This window comes from Micromonospora globispora (genome assembly GCF_003857015.1).
Taxonomy (GTDB): domain Bacteria; phylum Actinomycetota; class Actinomycetes; order Mycobacteriales; family Micromonosporaceae; genus Micromonospora; species Micromonospora globispora.
This window is the reverse complement of sequence record NZ_QGGF01000357.1, coordinates 1-14,174: the sequence shown is the minus strand read 5'-3', so window position 1 is coordinate 14,174 and position 14,174 is coordinate 1. Positions and strand designations below refer to the sequence as shown.

13 protein-coding genes are annotated in these 14,174 nt (G+C 69.4%); 7 read left to right on the top strand and 6 right to left on the bottom strand.

The features are described from left to right. Nucleotides 1–374 precede the first annotated feature (374 nt). Nucleotides 375–869, top strand: a complete 495-nt coding sequence (locus DKL51_RS17615) for a sugar O-acetyltransferase (protein ID WP_109947647.1) — start codon at nucleotides 375–377, stop codon at nucleotides 867–869. Between the two features lie 328 nt (nucleotides 870–1,197). Here DKL51_RS17615 and DKL51_RS17610 read toward each other — a convergent pair whose 3' ends face one another. Continuing rightward, nucleotides 1,198–1,800 carry a flavodoxin family protein gene (locus tag DKL51_RS17610; protein WP_243420468.1) on the bottom strand — a complete coding sequence of 201 codons (603 nt, stop codon included), beginning with the start codon at nucleotides 1,798–1,800 and terminating at the stop codon, nucleotides 1,198–1,200. A gap of 84 nt (nucleotides 1,801–1,884) precedes the next feature. Between DKL51_RS17610 and DKL51_RS17605 the strand changes: the two genes are divergently transcribed. Continuing rightward, nucleotides 1,885–2,262 (top strand): MarR family winged helix-turn-helix transcriptional regulator, encoded by a 378-nt coding sequence (locus DKL51_RS17605; RefSeq protein ID WP_165823258.1) that lies wholly within the window; start codon nucleotides 1,885–1,887, stop codon nucleotides 2,260–2,262. Between the two features lie 441 nt (nucleotides 2,263–2,703). On the opposite strand, the gene DKL51_RS17600 is transcribed toward DKL51_RS17605, so the two are convergent. The 3 genes from DKL51_RS17600 to DKL51_RS17590 all read right to left on the bottom strand — a co-directional run bounded on the left by DKL51_RS17600 (nucleotide 2,704) and on the right by DKL51_RS17590 (nucleotide 6,786). Further along, entirely contained in the window at nucleotides 2,704–3,420 is a 717-nt protein-coding gene (locus DKL51_RS17600) for an SDR family NAD(P)-dependent oxidoreductase (RefSeq protein WP_109947644.1), read from the bottom strand. A gap of 418 nt (nucleotides 3,421–3,838) precedes the next feature. Beyond that, on the bottom strand, nucleotides 3,839–4,438 hold the full coding sequence (locus DKL51_RS17595) for a dihydrofolate reductase family protein (protein WP_109947643.1): 600 nt from the start codon (nucleotides 4,436–4,438) through the stop codon (nucleotides 3,839–3,841). Between the two features lie 377 nt (nucleotides 4,439–4,815). After that, nucleotides 4,816–6,786 carry an AfsR/SARP family transcriptional regulator gene (locus DKL51_RS17590; RefSeq protein ID WP_109947642.1) on the bottom strand — a complete coding sequence of 657 codons (1,971 nt, stop codon included), beginning with the start codon at nucleotides 6,784–6,786 and terminating at the stop codon, nucleotides 4,816–4,818. Between the two features lie 104 nt (nucleotides 6,787–6,890). Between DKL51_RS17590 and DKL51_RS17585 the strand changes: the two genes are divergently transcribed. After that, a complete protein-coding gene (locus tag DKL51_RS17585) occupies nucleotides 6,891–7,766 on the top strand; it encodes an alpha/beta fold hydrolase (protein WP_109947641.1) in 876 nt (291 codons plus the stop codon). A 99-nt stretch (nucleotides 7,767–7,865) separates the two neighbouring features. On the opposite strand, the gene DKL51_RS17580 is transcribed toward DKL51_RS17585, so the two are convergent. Beyond that, nucleotides 7,866–8,267: a hypothetical protein gene (locus DKL51_RS17580; RefSeq protein WP_109965523.1), complete on the bottom strand. Its 402-nt coding sequence runs from the start codon at nucleotides 8,265–8,267 to the stop codon at nucleotides 7,866–7,868. Nucleotides 8,268–8,803: 536 nt separating this feature from the next. Here DKL51_RS17580 and DKL51_RS17575 point away from each other — a divergent pair. The 4 genes from DKL51_RS17575 to DKL51_RS17560 all read left to right on the top strand — a co-directional run bounded on the left by DKL51_RS17575 (nucleotide 8,804) and on the right by DKL51_RS17560 (nucleotide 13,158). Continuing rightward, complete coding sequence (locus tag DKL51_RS17575; protein WP_423790582.1) at nucleotides 8,804–9,136, top strand: YciI family protein; 333 nt, start codon at nucleotides 8,804–8,806, stop codon at nucleotides 9,134–9,136. Further along, on the top strand, nucleotides 9,124–10,305 hold the full coding sequence (locus DKL51_RS17570; RefSeq protein WP_207784026.1) for an RNA polymerase sigma factor: 1,182 nt from the start codon (nucleotides 9,124–9,126) through the stop codon (nucleotides 10,303–10,305). Before DKL51_RS17575 ends, DKL51_RS17570 begins: the two co-directional genes overlap by 13 nt. A gap of 49 nt (nucleotides 10,306–10,354) precedes the next feature. After that, nucleotides 10,355–11,542: an MFS transporter gene (locus DKL51_RS17565; protein ID WP_109947638.1), complete on the top strand. Its 1,188-nt coding sequence runs from the start codon at nucleotides 10,355–10,357 to the stop codon at nucleotides 11,540–11,542. 353 nt (nucleotides 11,543–11,895) lie between these two features. After that, on the top strand, nucleotides 11,896–13,158 hold the full coding sequence (locus tag DKL51_RS17560) for an SMI1/KNR4 family protein (RefSeq protein WP_109947637.1): 1,263 nt from the start codon (nucleotides 11,896–11,898) through the stop codon (nucleotides 13,156–13,158). A gap of 299 nt (nucleotides 13,159–13,457) precedes the next feature. Here DKL51_RS17560 and DKL51_RS17555 read toward each other — a convergent pair whose 3' ends face one another. Further along, entirely contained in the window at nucleotides 13,458–13,955 is a 498-nt protein-coding gene (locus DKL51_RS17555; protein WP_109947636.1) for a YcxB family protein, read from the bottom strand. Nucleotides 13,956–14,174 lie beyond the last annotated feature (219 nt).

Sequence of the window (14,174 nt, the reverse complement as noted above, 5' to 3'; positions counted from 1 at the left end):
GGGTAGGCAGTGTGGGGGTGGGCAGGGACATGCGTGCCATCTTGCCTCGTCATGAGGAGCGGCCAGACAACCGGACACGCGATACCGGAACTCATAACCAGGTTCTCCAAGGGCGGGCGGAAGAATGCCCGCCCATCGGCATGTCCGGACACTCCGAGGCCTGCTGCTGGGTGGTCACGTTCCGGAGCGCGCGGATCGCGGCAGGTCCGGACGTTCGATGAGGACCCCACGATCACGGAGTGACGCGTTCCCTGGCGGGGGGTCGTCACCGGGTCTCTGACTCGCCGTGCCAGCATGGCCTCGTGCGCAATCAGCAACGCCTACGAACACGGACGCCCGAGTCACGATCCTTCGCGGAGCGCGTACATCTCGTCATGAACCTGACCTCGCGCCTCAACGTGCTGCCGTTTGACGACCTCGACGGGCGCAGGACGGTACTCACCGAGATCTTCGGTGAACCGATCCCTGACTCTCTGTCCATTCTGCCCCCGTTCTATTGCGACTACGGGCTTGGAGCATCGTTCGGAGAGCGCGTGTTCATCAATCAGGGATGCTTCTTCCTCGACTACGGGGGCATCACCATCGGTGACCACGTCCTGATCGGTCCCCGAGTAACTCTGAGCACGGCCGGGCACCCCGTCGAACTCGACGAACGGTACGACTTCATCACGCACGCGCCCATCGTCATCGAGGATGATGTGTGGATCGGCGCCGCAGCCACGGTCACCCCTGGAGTGACAATCGGTCGCGGCTCGGTCGTCGGCGCGGGCGCCGTTGTCGCGAAGGACGTGCCGCCGCTCAGTCTGGTGACGGCAACAAGCGGTGTCGAGCGAAAGCGTCTGAAGCCGGCGTCTACCGCAACCCTTTGAAGCCTGTGGCTCACCCGCGCACATCGGCAGAAGCGGATAGGCCAGCCCTCTCCGGCCGCCCCGCGTTCACACCGGGTAGTCGACGAGCCAGAGCATCGTGTCACGCATCAAGTGAAGCCAACCTGTCACGGATCAAACGGCGTACGACACGTGTCGGGCTCCACTTGATGCGTGACGGATTGGTGTCGGATGTTGGGTGACACGTCCGGCTAGATGATCATGCCGGAGTGCCGGGGTCGATCAAGGGAACTGTCCGTCGAAGGAGATCAGGCGATGGTCATTGCCGCCGTCGTCGCCGGGCCGGCCAGCGGTCGTTCCCCGGTTCTAGCTAGGCGCGGAGTGACGCGACTGGCAGCGGCTTGTGAGCAAGCCGATCCCCGAGTGCGGGTTGGTTGAAGAAGGTGGCGGCGGCGCGGAGGGCGGTGGCGTCGCGCAGCACGTCGCCCGGGCGGTTGGCGTAGCCGAGCAGGCTGCCGCCCCACCGCATGCCGAGATACTCGGCGCTCAGGCGCAGGCTCGCCACCAGCGGGTCCGCCTTCGCCGACTCCTCGTCGCTGATCGCGCTGACCGCCCACAGTGTTCGGCCACGCATCCGGTCCCGGAAGTCGGTGCCGGGGATCCGGAGCCAGCCGGCCCAGTGGTCGAGGTAGAGCTTCGTGGCCGCGCTGACGTTGTACCAGTACAGCGGGGACGCGATGACCAGGTCGGTGGCGGCGAGCGTCTCGGCGAGCAACAGCGCCTCGTTGCCGGTGGGCTCGGGGTAGCGGCCGTCGCCGGCGTGCCGGATGTCGGCGAACGGGGCGAGCGGGTGCTCGTCCAGGCGGAGCCAGCGTTGCTCGACGCTGGCCGGCAGTGCGTCGGCCGCGCGTCGGGCCAAGAGTTCCGTGTTGCCGCCGCGTCGCGAACTGCCCAGGAGGAAGAGAAACCGCATAACCCGCATCCCATGTCTATCCGAGTGGATGTATCTAGGTGAAAATATCCGGGTGGATGTAGTCTGGTCAAGAAGGGAGGCACCGTGACCGACACGACAGCGGCTGCGGAGAGGGCCGCCCGATGGCAGGAGCTGAACCGCCTCCACGCGACCGTGAGTCAGCGGCTGGAGCAGGCGTTGCGCGCCGGCCACGAGCTGACCCCGCCCGAATACGAGATCCTCGCCGGCGTGGCCGGCAGCGACAGTGGCTGCATGCGGATGCAGCGGGTCGCAGAACTCGTCGGCTTGCCGCAAAGCACCACGAGCCGGCTGGTCGCCCGCCTTGAGAGCGCCGGCCTGCTGGAGCGCTACCTGTGCGACACGGACCGGCGGGGCGTCTACACGCAGATCACTCCGACCGGACGTGCCATCCAAGCAGCGGCCGCGGCGACATATGACGACGTGCTGCGAGAGGTCCTGTGAGCATCGCTCGGGCACACCAGTAGGCCGCTACCGGATGTCGGGCCCCCGGCTTTGGGCCTCCTGACTTGGCGGAGTGTCACGCAGGTCCTGATACCGATGCGTCACGCAGGTCCTGAGACCGGACACAGCCGGCTGCCTGCGGTTCGTTCAAAGTTTCTGTACGTCTTCGAGGCCGCTCGCCGTGCTCGGTGAGCGGGCACCAGCACGCGAGGTCCCGGCTGGCGAGCGCGGCGCGGACGTCGGCGATGGTGAACGGCAGCTGGGCGGCTAGCAGCGCACGCCGGGGCTGGGGATGCGGACGGGTCAGAAGTCGAAGTGGGTCTCGTCGCCGGGAGCCGATGGCGGTCCCGACGGCACTCACGGCGAAGGCGGTCCACAGCCGCTGGAAGTCTCGGCCCAAAGACATCGCGCGATCATAGGAGGCGGCCCCGGCAGAGGCGGCTAGCGAAGGTTCAGGCCGCCGTCCAGGAGGATCACCTCACCAGTCAGGTAGGAGTTGTCGATCACGGCGGAGATGAGGTCGGCGACGTCCGAAGGTTGGGCCGGGCGACGCATGGGGCTGGACGTGTTCCACAACGCGTGAGCGTCGGTCCAGTCGGCGGTGAGCGGGGTGTCGACCAATCCGGGAGCGACGGCATTGACCCGGACGTCAGGGCCGAGGGCCGCGGCCAGCAGCTTGGTGACGTGGTTGAGCGCGGCCTTGCTGGCGGCGTACGCGATCGAGCTGCCCTTCGGGCGGACGCCGGCGTGGCTCGTCACGTTCACGACGCATCCGTTCGACTCCCGAAGCGCGGGTAGGGCCGCCGTACAAAGCAGCCAGGGTGCGATCAGGTTGACGTCGAGGAGTCGGCGCCAGTCGGCAGCAGTCAGCGCCTCCAGGTCCGCGTGCGGAACCGGCCAACTGATGCCCGCGTTGTTCACCAGCACGTCGAGACGCCCATGATCAGCCAGCACCCGCGGGACCAACCCGGCTGCGGCCGCTTCGTCGGCGAGGTCCGCCTGCTGATAGGTCCCACCGAGCTCTGCGGCCAACGCGGCACCGGCCGCACGGCTCGACCGCGAATGAATCACCACGGTCATCCCGTCCGCCGCCAGCCGCCGCGCCGTCGCCGCCCCGATCCCCGACGCCGACCCGGTCACCAACGCCACCTTCTGCATCCGGCCAGCCTAGAAACCGGTGGTGAACGCGACGCACCCGCCCTACCGTTGCGGTCAGCGCCAGTACGACGAACTCGTCGACGAAGCCTCGGCCGACTTCACCGGCTAGGACTTCAACTGGCATCCCGATCGCACGGCACCGCGTGATCCAAAAACGCGGCGCACGCCACGCGAGCCTGATGCCCGTGACCAAGCACGAAACAGGCGCTCAGAAAGATCAACTGCTTAGCGTTGTTCTCCCGCAGGAAACTACGGGCGGGCCTACGCGGGTGACATGATCGGATGCACTGATCTCGGCAGTTCCGGATGGAAAGCGGCAGCTCCAGCCCTCACGCTGCGTGCCGCGCGGATCGCAGATGACCGGACGTCCGCGCGCGGCGGCTGACCGGCCGTGGCCTGCTGCCCGAGACTGCGGCGGCTACTTGGTGACCGTGTAGCGCACGTGGGTGGCATACGGCGAGCTGTAGACCTTGGCCACTTGGAGGTCGATGTCCCGGTCGAACCCCTCGAACAGCCGCTTACCCGCACCGAGGATCACCGGAGCCGTCGAGATGACCAGTTCGTCGACCTTCCCCGCCGCCAACGCCTGCCGGATGACGTCGGCGCCGCCACCGACGGCGACATCGCCGTCCCCGGCCGCCTCAGCCGCTTGGACGAGCGCGGTGTCAAGGTCCGCGACGAACCGGAACCCGCTCTGCGCCTCTGGCTGGTTCGCGGTGCGGTGGGTGAGCACGAATAGGGTCCCAGGGAAGGGGTTGGTCCCACCCCACGCCCCGGCCGCGTCGTACATGCCCCGGCCGACCACGCCTGAGGCCATCGTCGAGACGAGCTCGTCGTAGAACTGCTTGTCGGGGCCGTGCATCGCGAAGTCGTGGCCGCCCTCGTAGGTCCACGGGCCACCCATCACCCAGTAGTGCAGACGCTCGCCACCTCGGCCCAAGCCGTGCTCCGGTCCGTCGTCGGGACCGGTGACGTAGCCGTCGACCGACGTTGTGATCGATGCGATGACCTTACCCATGGTTCCTCCTCCGTCGGATGTCGCTAGAACAGACCCGGCAGGCGACCCCGACTCATCGTTGCAACCGCCGAAAGCGCGGAACCCGAGGCGCAGACCAACAGCTGGTTCGGTGAAGATCGACGGTTCTGAACCCCGGGCCTCTCCGGCCAGCACCGACCTTGCACTCCACCGCACCGCCGCCAACCTTCGACCGCCACATCGCTCTCATCGGCTATTCGTTCGGTCGGCCAGACCGCGCGACTCGCGGCAGATCCGGACACGTGATCAAGGCCTGTTGTCGATCGTCGGCGGCAGGCCGAACGCGACGCGGAGGGCCGTGATCGCAGTGGCCTGGTGGTCCGGGGGCGACCTGGATCGCATGGCCGCAGCTCTCCGGCTCATCGGGTGCGGTTGAGGGCCGCGACTAGGTGGTCGAGATGATGTGAGACGGGGCCGATGGTGAGCATGCCACTGCCGGCCCCGGCCAGCTCGTTGGCAGCCGGAGTGAGTTCGCTCCGGGCGCGTTTCATCGCCGTCCGGTCGTCCAGGGCGATTGCAGCCTGGGCGGTGAGGCACCACAGGGCCTCGAACAGCAGGTCGCGCGGCGGATCCGGGGTCTGACGCAGCGCCGCGGCGGCATCGGCCAGGCGGTCCCGGGTCAGCAGGACCAGCGGGCGCACCCAGGGCGTGTAGGGGCCCCAGTCAGTGTCGTCGTCGAAGCGGACCGGGTCGCCGTGCCACACGCGCAAGCACAGCAGGGCCAGCGGGAGAAGGCCCCGCTCGACGCCAGGCATGCCGGCGTTGGCAAGCTGTGCTGCCGCGTCGCGGTAGGCGGCTTCCGCGGCCTGCGACGACGGCCCGGTCGCGGCCAGTCGTAGTGCGCGGTACCACTGGGTGAACACGTCGACCAGCGGGCGTTCGTGCCGCTCGGCGAGCCGGTCTGCTGCGGCGGCGTGCTGGTCGGCGGTGGCGAAGTCCGCGAGCGCGCTGCGGGCCTGTAGTCGGACGAGATGACCGAGGATCTCGAACGTCACCAGGCCGTGCCGGGCGGAGAGCGCGACCAGCTCGGCGCCGATCTCGTCGCGCTCGGGAGCCAGGCCCGCGCGGTGAAAGGTCTGCATGAACACGCCGTTCAGAGCGAAGGCCAGCAGGACCGGATCGCCCAGTCGGCGCGCGATCCGCTCCGCTTCCCGGGCCGCCTCGGGCCCGCGCGCCGCGCGCGTACCGCGTGACTCCACCGCGATCGTGGCCAGCAGCCGGGCCCGGATGGCCTCGGACGGGCCGGGGCGAAGGGCGGCCAGGGCCCGCTCGGCCGCCGTCACGATCTGCGCCGCCTGCACCGGATCATCCGAGCGCGTCCATATCGCAGGCACGTCGTAGCCGCCGATTACCCGGGCGGTGAGCTCAGGATCGCCCCACTGCTCGGCCGCGGCGATGGCCGCGATCCGCTGCTCCCGCGCCGCCTCGAGCCCGCTCGCCCCCGTCACCGCGAGACTTCGCAGCAGGCCGACCGTCGACTCCAGCCGAGCCCCGGAACCGGACGCCACGGTACGGTCGTATGCCGCTGCGGTCTCCGCCCAGACCCGTTCCGGTCCCGGCGAACCAGGACCGTCGCTGACCCGATCGGCCTGGCGGAGGATGTCGGTCTCCAAGCGACGCAGCCGCGGGCCCGGATCGACGCCGAGCTGTTCCAGCAGCAGGCTGCGCGCTCGGCGCAATACCGCAAGCGCGTCACCCTGACGTCCTGAGCGGTACAGGGCAAGAGCCAGCAGCCGCCACGCCTCCTCCCGCCACGGATTGTCGGCCACGTGGGCGTCGAGATCCGGTACGACGTCGGCGGCCCGCCCGACAGTCAGGCGCGCCTCGGCCCGCTGCTCGATCGCGTTTAGCCGTAGCTGTTCGAGCCGGGAACGCTCGGCGCGCGCCCACGGTTCGTCGTCGAAGCCGGCGAACGCGGGCCCCCGCCACCAGCTCAGGGCACGATCGATCCGCTCGAGTGCCTTGTGCGGCGGCGCGGTGGACGCGGCGGCGACCGCGTCCTCGAACCGCCAGGCGTCGACCGCGTCCGGTGCCGGCCGAAGCGCGTAGCCCGGGCCCTCGGTGACCAGCAACCGAGCCGGCTCACGCGGTGGACGCTGCGGCTCGAGCGCGCGCCGCAACGCCGCAACGAACGTGCGGACGGCGCTCACCGCGCCCGGCGGCGGCTCCTGCCACAGATCATCGACGAGGCGGCTGACCGGTACGACCCGGCTGCGCGCGACGACGAGTCGCGCCAGCACCGCGCGGTGTTTCGGCCCTTTCAGGTCTATCGGCGCGCCGACGCCGTCCCAGGCGACAACCGGTCCCAGAACACCGAATCTGACCTGCACTGATCGAACCGCCCTTCCGCGCCTCGGCTCAACGTAGCGCGCTCATCGGTTGCTCATCCGCGATCGGCACGCTGGAGTCGTCCACCGACGAGAAAAGGACGATCATGACTTCTGCCATTCCCGGGTTCGACTACCAGCGCGTCGCGGTCGACGACGTGACACTGAACGTGGCGGTGGGAGGCGCCGGCAGCCCGATCGTGCTGTTGCACGGCTTTCCGCAGACCCACCTGATGTGGCGGCACGTCGCCGTCGACCTGGCCGCCGACCACACCGTGATCTGTCCCGACCTCCGCGGCTACGGCGCCAGCGACAAGCCCGATGCGCGCGACGCCGACACGTACTCCAAGCGGACCATGGCCGCCGACATCGTCACCCTCGCCAGCAAGCTCGGCCACGAGCGCTTCGCCCTGGCCGGACACGACCGCGGTGCCCTCGTCGCCATCCGCGCCGGCCTCGACCATCCCGCTACGATCACCCACCTCGCCACCCTCGACGTCCTGCCGACCCTGGACATGTGGGACATCCTGCACGGGTCCACCGCCGCGGTTGCCTTCCACCTGTACCTGATGGCCCAGCCACCCGGCCTGCCCGAGCAAATGATCAGCGCCAGCGCGGACGTCTTCTTCGGCTACTTCCTCGACGCATGGGCCCAGAACCCGCAGGCCATTCCTGCGGACCTGCGGGCGGAGTACCTGAAAGCCTCCCGCGAGGCGGTCCCCTCCATCGTCGCCGACTACCGCGCCTCGGCCGGCATCGACATCGAACACGACCAGGCCGACCGAGCCGCCGGGAACCGACTGTCCATGCCGGTCACCGTCGTCCAGCAGGATTGGGGAGCCGCACTCGGCTACGACGCCGCCGCGCTGTGGCGCACCTGGGCCGCTGATCTGGAGCACCGCACCACGTCGGCCGGGCACTTCATGGCGGAGGAAGCACCTGATGAGATCATCAAAGTGCTGCGCTCCCTGCTCGCACGGTAGCGAATCGCCTGGCCACCGACGGCGCGGTGACGCGCTCAATTCGGCACGAGCGCGCACCTGATCAAGCGATGCTGACGACCAAAACGGCACTGCGCGGGCTTAGAGCCGAACCCACTCTCCGAGTCGTTCGGCTGGAGCACCATCGATGAAGGCGGCGATTGCCGCCGTTGCCTTGGTCACGCTGGAGACGAAGTCACCTGAGAACGTGCAGTCGTCACCGAGCACCGGGACTTCGACGGTTTTCGTCGCGGGCAGCCCGCCATCCCCATGAAGAAGGCGGCAGTCGTCTGGGGACTCAAACAGGTGCATGACTGCGTAGCCCCCTCTGAACGAGAACGTCAACAGGGGGTAGTCCGCCTCGACGCGGCGTACCTCGGTGTATCCCTCTCCGGCGCTCAGAAGGTGCTGGAGCCGGGACATGAAGCCGTCGACGTCAGACCGGGTTTCCGTGGAGGCCAGGTCGCCACTTCCAGGATCGGTCGCGATCCATGCCACGTCCATGTGTGTCTCCGGCAGGCGAGTCAACGCGTCGCACGCAGCGTCGCACACCAGCGCACGGAGACGCTGTCTTCGGCAGGACCGCGCGTCGAGTGCCGCCACGCCCTGTCACTCAACGTGACGCATGGTCGGCGGCAGATCCGGATGCCTCGCTTTGGGCAAGCGGGATCTGTTCCGATTACTGGTTGCCGGCCACGGGTCGCGCCCACGTTGACGAGCAACGAACAGGACCGGTCGTCCGGACGACCGTACTCCCGGTAGACGAGCGCCGCGGGCAGGCGACACGGACAGTCTCGGCGCTCGACAGATCAAATGATCTTGCTGCGCCGTGACGAGTCTCGCGGCACCGCGGTCTGTACGGTGGCGGCCACCGGAGATCGGCCGCAGAAGCAGGCAACGCGACACCCTGATAACCCACATTCGTCGGCGCCACGCCTCGGTCTCGGCCTTCGGGCCGATGCAGACACGATGGGGGCGGCTGTCGATGCCGGGGTGTTGCCGTTCGTCGTCCTGCTAGACATGTGACGGAAGGAGGAGGCGTGCGGTATGTGATGCTGGTCTGCGTCGCCGAGGACGAGGAGCGCAACGCTGATCCGACGGCGTGGGTCGAGGAGATGCAGCGCCGCGGTGTCCGGCAGTCAGGCGACCGGTTGCGACCGATCCGCGACTCGACGACGGTACGGGTGCGAAACGGCGAGGTACTGGTCGCGGACGGGCCGTTCGCGGAGACCAAGGAGCAGATCGCCGGGTTCGACATCCTCGATTGCACGGACCTCGACGAGGCGATCGAGGTGGCGGCCAGGCACCCGGCGGCGCAGTTCGGGACCCTTGAACTGCGCCCGATCTGGGAGGGCCGGTTCTGGGAGACGTGAATGCTCCGGACGCGGTGGCCAGGGCCTTCCGTGCCGAGCGGCTGAGGGTACTGGCCACCGTCATCCGGTTGACCGGTGACTGGGAGCTGGCCGAGGAGTGCGTCCAGGACGCCTTTGAGGCGGCATTGTTGCGGTGGCCCGCTGACGGCGTACCCCGGCGCCCCGGCGCGTGGCTGACCACGACGGCGCGTAACCGTGCGCTGGATCGGTTGCGCCGCGCGAATGTCGAGGCGGCCAAGCTGCAGGAGCTTGCCGAGGCGCCGGACGCGGGCGACGACGAGTGGACCGACGACCGGCTGCGCCTCATCTTCACGTGCTGCCACCCTGCGCTGACGCTGGACGCGCGGGTAGCGCTGACCCTGCAGACGGTCGGTGGCCTGACGACCGAGGAGATCGCGCGGGCGTTTCTGACGTCGACCGCGACGATGGCGCAGCGGGTGGTCCGCGCCAAACGCAAGATTCGTGAGGCGGGCATCCCGTACCGGGTACCGCCGGCGGATCTGCTGCCGGAGCGTCTTACCGGCGTACTGGGCGTGCTCTACCTGCTGTTCAACGAGGGGTACTCCGGGCGCCGGGAGCTCGCCGGGGAAGCGATCCGGCTTGGCCGGCTGCTGGCGCGGCTGATGCCCACGGAGACCGAGGTGCGCGGGTTGCTCGCGCTCATGCTGTTGCAGCACGACCGGGCGGCGGCGCGCACGGACCGAAACGGTGACCTGGTCCCGCTGGACGAGCAGGACCGTAGCCGCTGGGACCGCACGCTGATCGACGAAGGTCGCGGGCTGCTCACGGGTACCCCCACGCCGTACCAGCTCCAAGCCGCTATCGCGGCCTGCCATGCCGCCGCGGCCACGGCGGCGGATACCGACTGGCCGCGCATCGCCTGCCTGTATGAGCAGCTCGCCGGGCTGACCGGATCGCCGGTGGTCCAGCTCAACCGGGCGGTTGCGGTCGCCATGGCCGAGGGTCCGCAGGCGGGCCTGCGGTTGGTCGATGCGCTTGCGGCGTCCGGTCGGCTCCGGGGGTACCATCTGCTGCCGGCCACCCGCGCCGACCTGCTGCGCCGGCTGGATCGGCGGGCGGAGGCGGCGACAGCGTACGAGCAGGCCATCGCGCTCGCGCCGACGGAGGTGGAGCGGCGCTTCCTGCGCCACCGCCACGACGAGCTGTGACATAGCTCATGCGGGTCGAAGACCGGCCAGGGCGGATCGTCGACCGGGCATGACAACCACAACCGGCCGCTGGCCCGCGACCGCCGTCTTCTTCCTCAATGGACTGACGCTGTCGACCTACATCGTGCGGATACCGACGACGAAGGTGGTGTACCACCTGACCGACGGTCAGCTCGGCGTGCTCGGCGTGCTGTTCGCCGTCGCCGCGCTCGCCAGCATGCAGGCCGTCGATACGCTGGTCGCCCGGGTCGGCAGCCGCCCCGTGCTGCGCGTGTCCCTTGCCGTGATGCCGGTACTGCTCGCGCTCATCGGCTGGGTCCACGGCGTCGCAGCCCTGGCCGCTGTCCTCACCGTCCTCGGCGCGGTACACGGCACGACGGATGCGGCGATGAACGCCCACGCGGTCGCTGCCGAGCGCCGCGCCGGCCGGCCCATCCTCAACGGCTGCCACGGCGCGTGGAGTGTCAGCGCGGTCCTCGCCTCGCTCATTACGGCTGGCCTCGCGCACGCCGGCGTCTCCCTGACCGTACACCTGACGGGCACCGCGATCGCGTTGCTCATCGGCGGGGTGGCGCTCGGCCCGTTCCTGCTACCTGCGAGCGTGGACCGGCGCCACGGCCGGCGCGCGGTTCGCGGGCGCGTCGACTGGCGGGCCGGCTGGAGCCGGACCGTCGTGGCCCTGGGGTTGACCGGTACCGCTCTCATGCTCTACGAGGGCGCCGTCCTCAGCTGGGGCGCGGTCTTCCTGCACGACATTCGCGGTGCGTCCCTGAGCATCGCCGCGGGCACCGTCACCGCGTACACCGCCGGCCAGACCAGCGGGCGGCTGGTCGGCGACCGGCTCACTTCCCGGTACGGCCGCCAGCCGGTGTTCCGCACCGGCGGACTCGTGGCCGCGGCCGGGCTCGCCATTGCCGTGACAGCACCGCGCCCCGCCACCGCGGTCGCCGGGTTCCTCGTCGCCGGGCTCGGCAGCTCCGTGTTGCTCCCGTTGACGTTCAGTGCGGTTGGGCAGGCCGGCGGCCAGCGGACCGCAACCTTCGTCGCGCGGTTCACCACGTTCACCTATGCGGGAATCCTGCTCGGCCCCGCACTCATCAGCGCGGCCGCCGAACTCGTCGGTCTCATGTGGACACTGACGGCGCTGGTACCGATGCTCTGCCTGGTGTCCACGCTGACCCGCCTGCCGAGCCCCCCGCCGCGCGTTGAAGCAACCGCCTCGGCCGCACCCGCCTGATGTTCCCGACCAGGACAGACGCCGCCGGCGCCGCATGCGGCCCCACCACCTACCAACGCCTGACCAGGCCGGAACCATTCGAGACGGAGCACGCCACGGTTGCCAGCCCGATACGTCACGCCTACACCAAACTGACTGGGCGAAGCACAGGCGATGCGGTACGGCGTGCTGCTTGATCGAACGTCCTCATCTCGGCACGACAGCGCGCCCAGCGGCAAATGAGTGCGGCATTAGGCCGGGGTGAGGCGGCGTTAGCGCTGCGCGGCATCGAGTATGAACGGCACCAGCGCGACAGACCCCGCTCCTGGTCTCTGGTGGTTCATCGGTAGGGACCCAGCCTCTAGACTGCGCCGGTGACCGCTGCACCGGATGATGCCCTGCTCGAACCATCTTCCGGCCAGGAACGGCGGATTCTCAGCGAGGCCGGCATCGCGCTGTTCGCCGGACGGCTCATCCTGGACGCGCAGCCTCCGATCGATGACGCGACACTCGCCGCGGTGGCCGAGCGGTGCGCCGGGCCGCTTCCCGATTCGCTCGTCGCGTTATGGCGAACCGCCTTCGGCGGGCGACTCGACTACGACCTGTGCGCCGACCTCGACGGCCAAGACGTCCCGGTGTCGTTCACAGAGCTGTTCTACCCGGACAGCGGCGACTATCACGACCTGTGGGGCTGGATCGAGCACGAGCGCAAACTGGCCGAGGAACACCAGCCGGACTGGTCCGGCCGGCTCGTCCACCTGCCGATCGGTGGCTTCGAGTACCTCGACCGCGTTTACGTGCACACCGCCATCGGCCCGGACCACGGCGCCGTCGTGTGCTGGCGGCAGGGATTGCCACCCGGCTGGGAGCTGCATGCGGGCGACCGGGCCGGGCGGCTCGCCGACGACCTGCGGGCGCTGTTCGGTCGACTGGTGCTGGAGCACGACCCCTGGGAGGCGGAGGACGACACGGGCGCGGAGATGCGCGATGCCATCGACGACCTGGCAGACAGCGGCGACCCGCACGCGCGGGCCGCTGCGGCGAAGCTGCGCCAACTCGTGCAGGCAACCGTGCTCGACTGGCGCCGCGCCTTGGACCAGGGCACGCTCGTCACCCAGCGCCGGCTACGGCGTCTCGCCCTAGACCAGGCCGCAGCCGACGACGACGTGGCGCTGCTCGCGCGGCTGGTGGCGCTGGGATGTGATCCGGCGGAGCAGATTCGCAGCGGGCTGACCGCCATCGACGTGGCCCTGCTCCACCGGGCCTCCGCAGTCGTCCGGTGGCTGCTCGAACGACGGGTTCCGGTCGAGAACTCCCTGCAAGTCGGCGCGCACGCCGTCGACCTCGACCTTGCCAGGGATCTCCTCGACCGAGGCGCGAGGATCAATGCGTGCGCGGTCTCGCGGGCGCTGGACAACGAGGACGTGGAGGTCGTGCAACTGCTGTCGCGTGCCGTGCAGCCGGACGACGCGCTCGCCCGGCTTGGACCGCGGCTGCGAATGATGGCCGCCCAGGCCACGCTCGCCAGCCGCCGCGCGACGGCCCAATCCGACGAGACGGCGGCCCAGCGTGAGCAGCGCCGGTCCGGGGTGCTGGCGGAACTCGCCGACCGATTCGACCCCGACCGCCGGCCCTGACCGTGCAATCGCATCAGCAACGCCAGGGCAGGTGGGCCGCCCACCGCATTTGGGGCGCTGGCTCTCGTCGGACCGGACGCATGGCCGCACCGTGATTCATCGTTGTCGCCCGCGGTCCCGCTCGAACATGGCTGGCTGGGCACGCACTCATCTCGTGATGTTCGGATGGCCGCCAACGCGAAACGCGCGAGGAGCAAGTAGCGGCGTGCGGTCCGATCCGAGAAGTTCGGCTTCAGTGGGTCCAACCAGCGTCAGCGTCCCACCACGACCCGCCAGCGCGCTATCGGCGGCAAATGAGTTCACCGAAGCTGAAGCAGCCCACGTTTGGTCATATAGGCTCGCAACGTCTCGGCGTCCTCGGCGGACATCAAGTGGCGTGGGATCACGGTCGCCGGCATCCGGCCGACGTACACGATCCAGAACTCAGGGGTGTCCCTTACCTTGGTGACCCCGTCCCAGGCGATGCCGCCGGACTCCGAGCCGCTGCGCATCATGATGTTGTCGTCGGTGATGTCGTAGGCGCCCTCGACAGCGTAGCGACTGGAGCGGCGCCGGGCGCGCAGCCGCACCCACGGCGGGTACAGCATCGACAGCAGGCCAGCCACGACCATCGCCATGCACAGCGGCGAGATCCGGTCGCCCCACGCGAACCCCCGCGAGACGGCGAAACCGATCGCCCCGACCGCCGCCAGCACCGCGCCGATATAACCGTACTTGCGCAGCCGAACACTGCTGAGCGCAGCGGCCACGCGGCCTGGGTAGGCGGGATCGGCTGGGACGTCGAAACGGATGTGCACGCCAGAACGATAGTGCCCCACCGCCCCCGGGCAGCGCCTGACTTGCGCCCCGCTGGCCGAATCGTCGGGGAGTGCCCGTTGTCAGCGGCAGATTCGTGCACCGGATCTTCGGGCCAGGCCGGCTATGTTCTGATCTGATGCGCCCCAGCTCTCTCGCGGCTTGCGGGTAGGTTGGCGCGGTGCGGATCGGTGCCTGCCAGACCCGGGAGATCCTCGGTG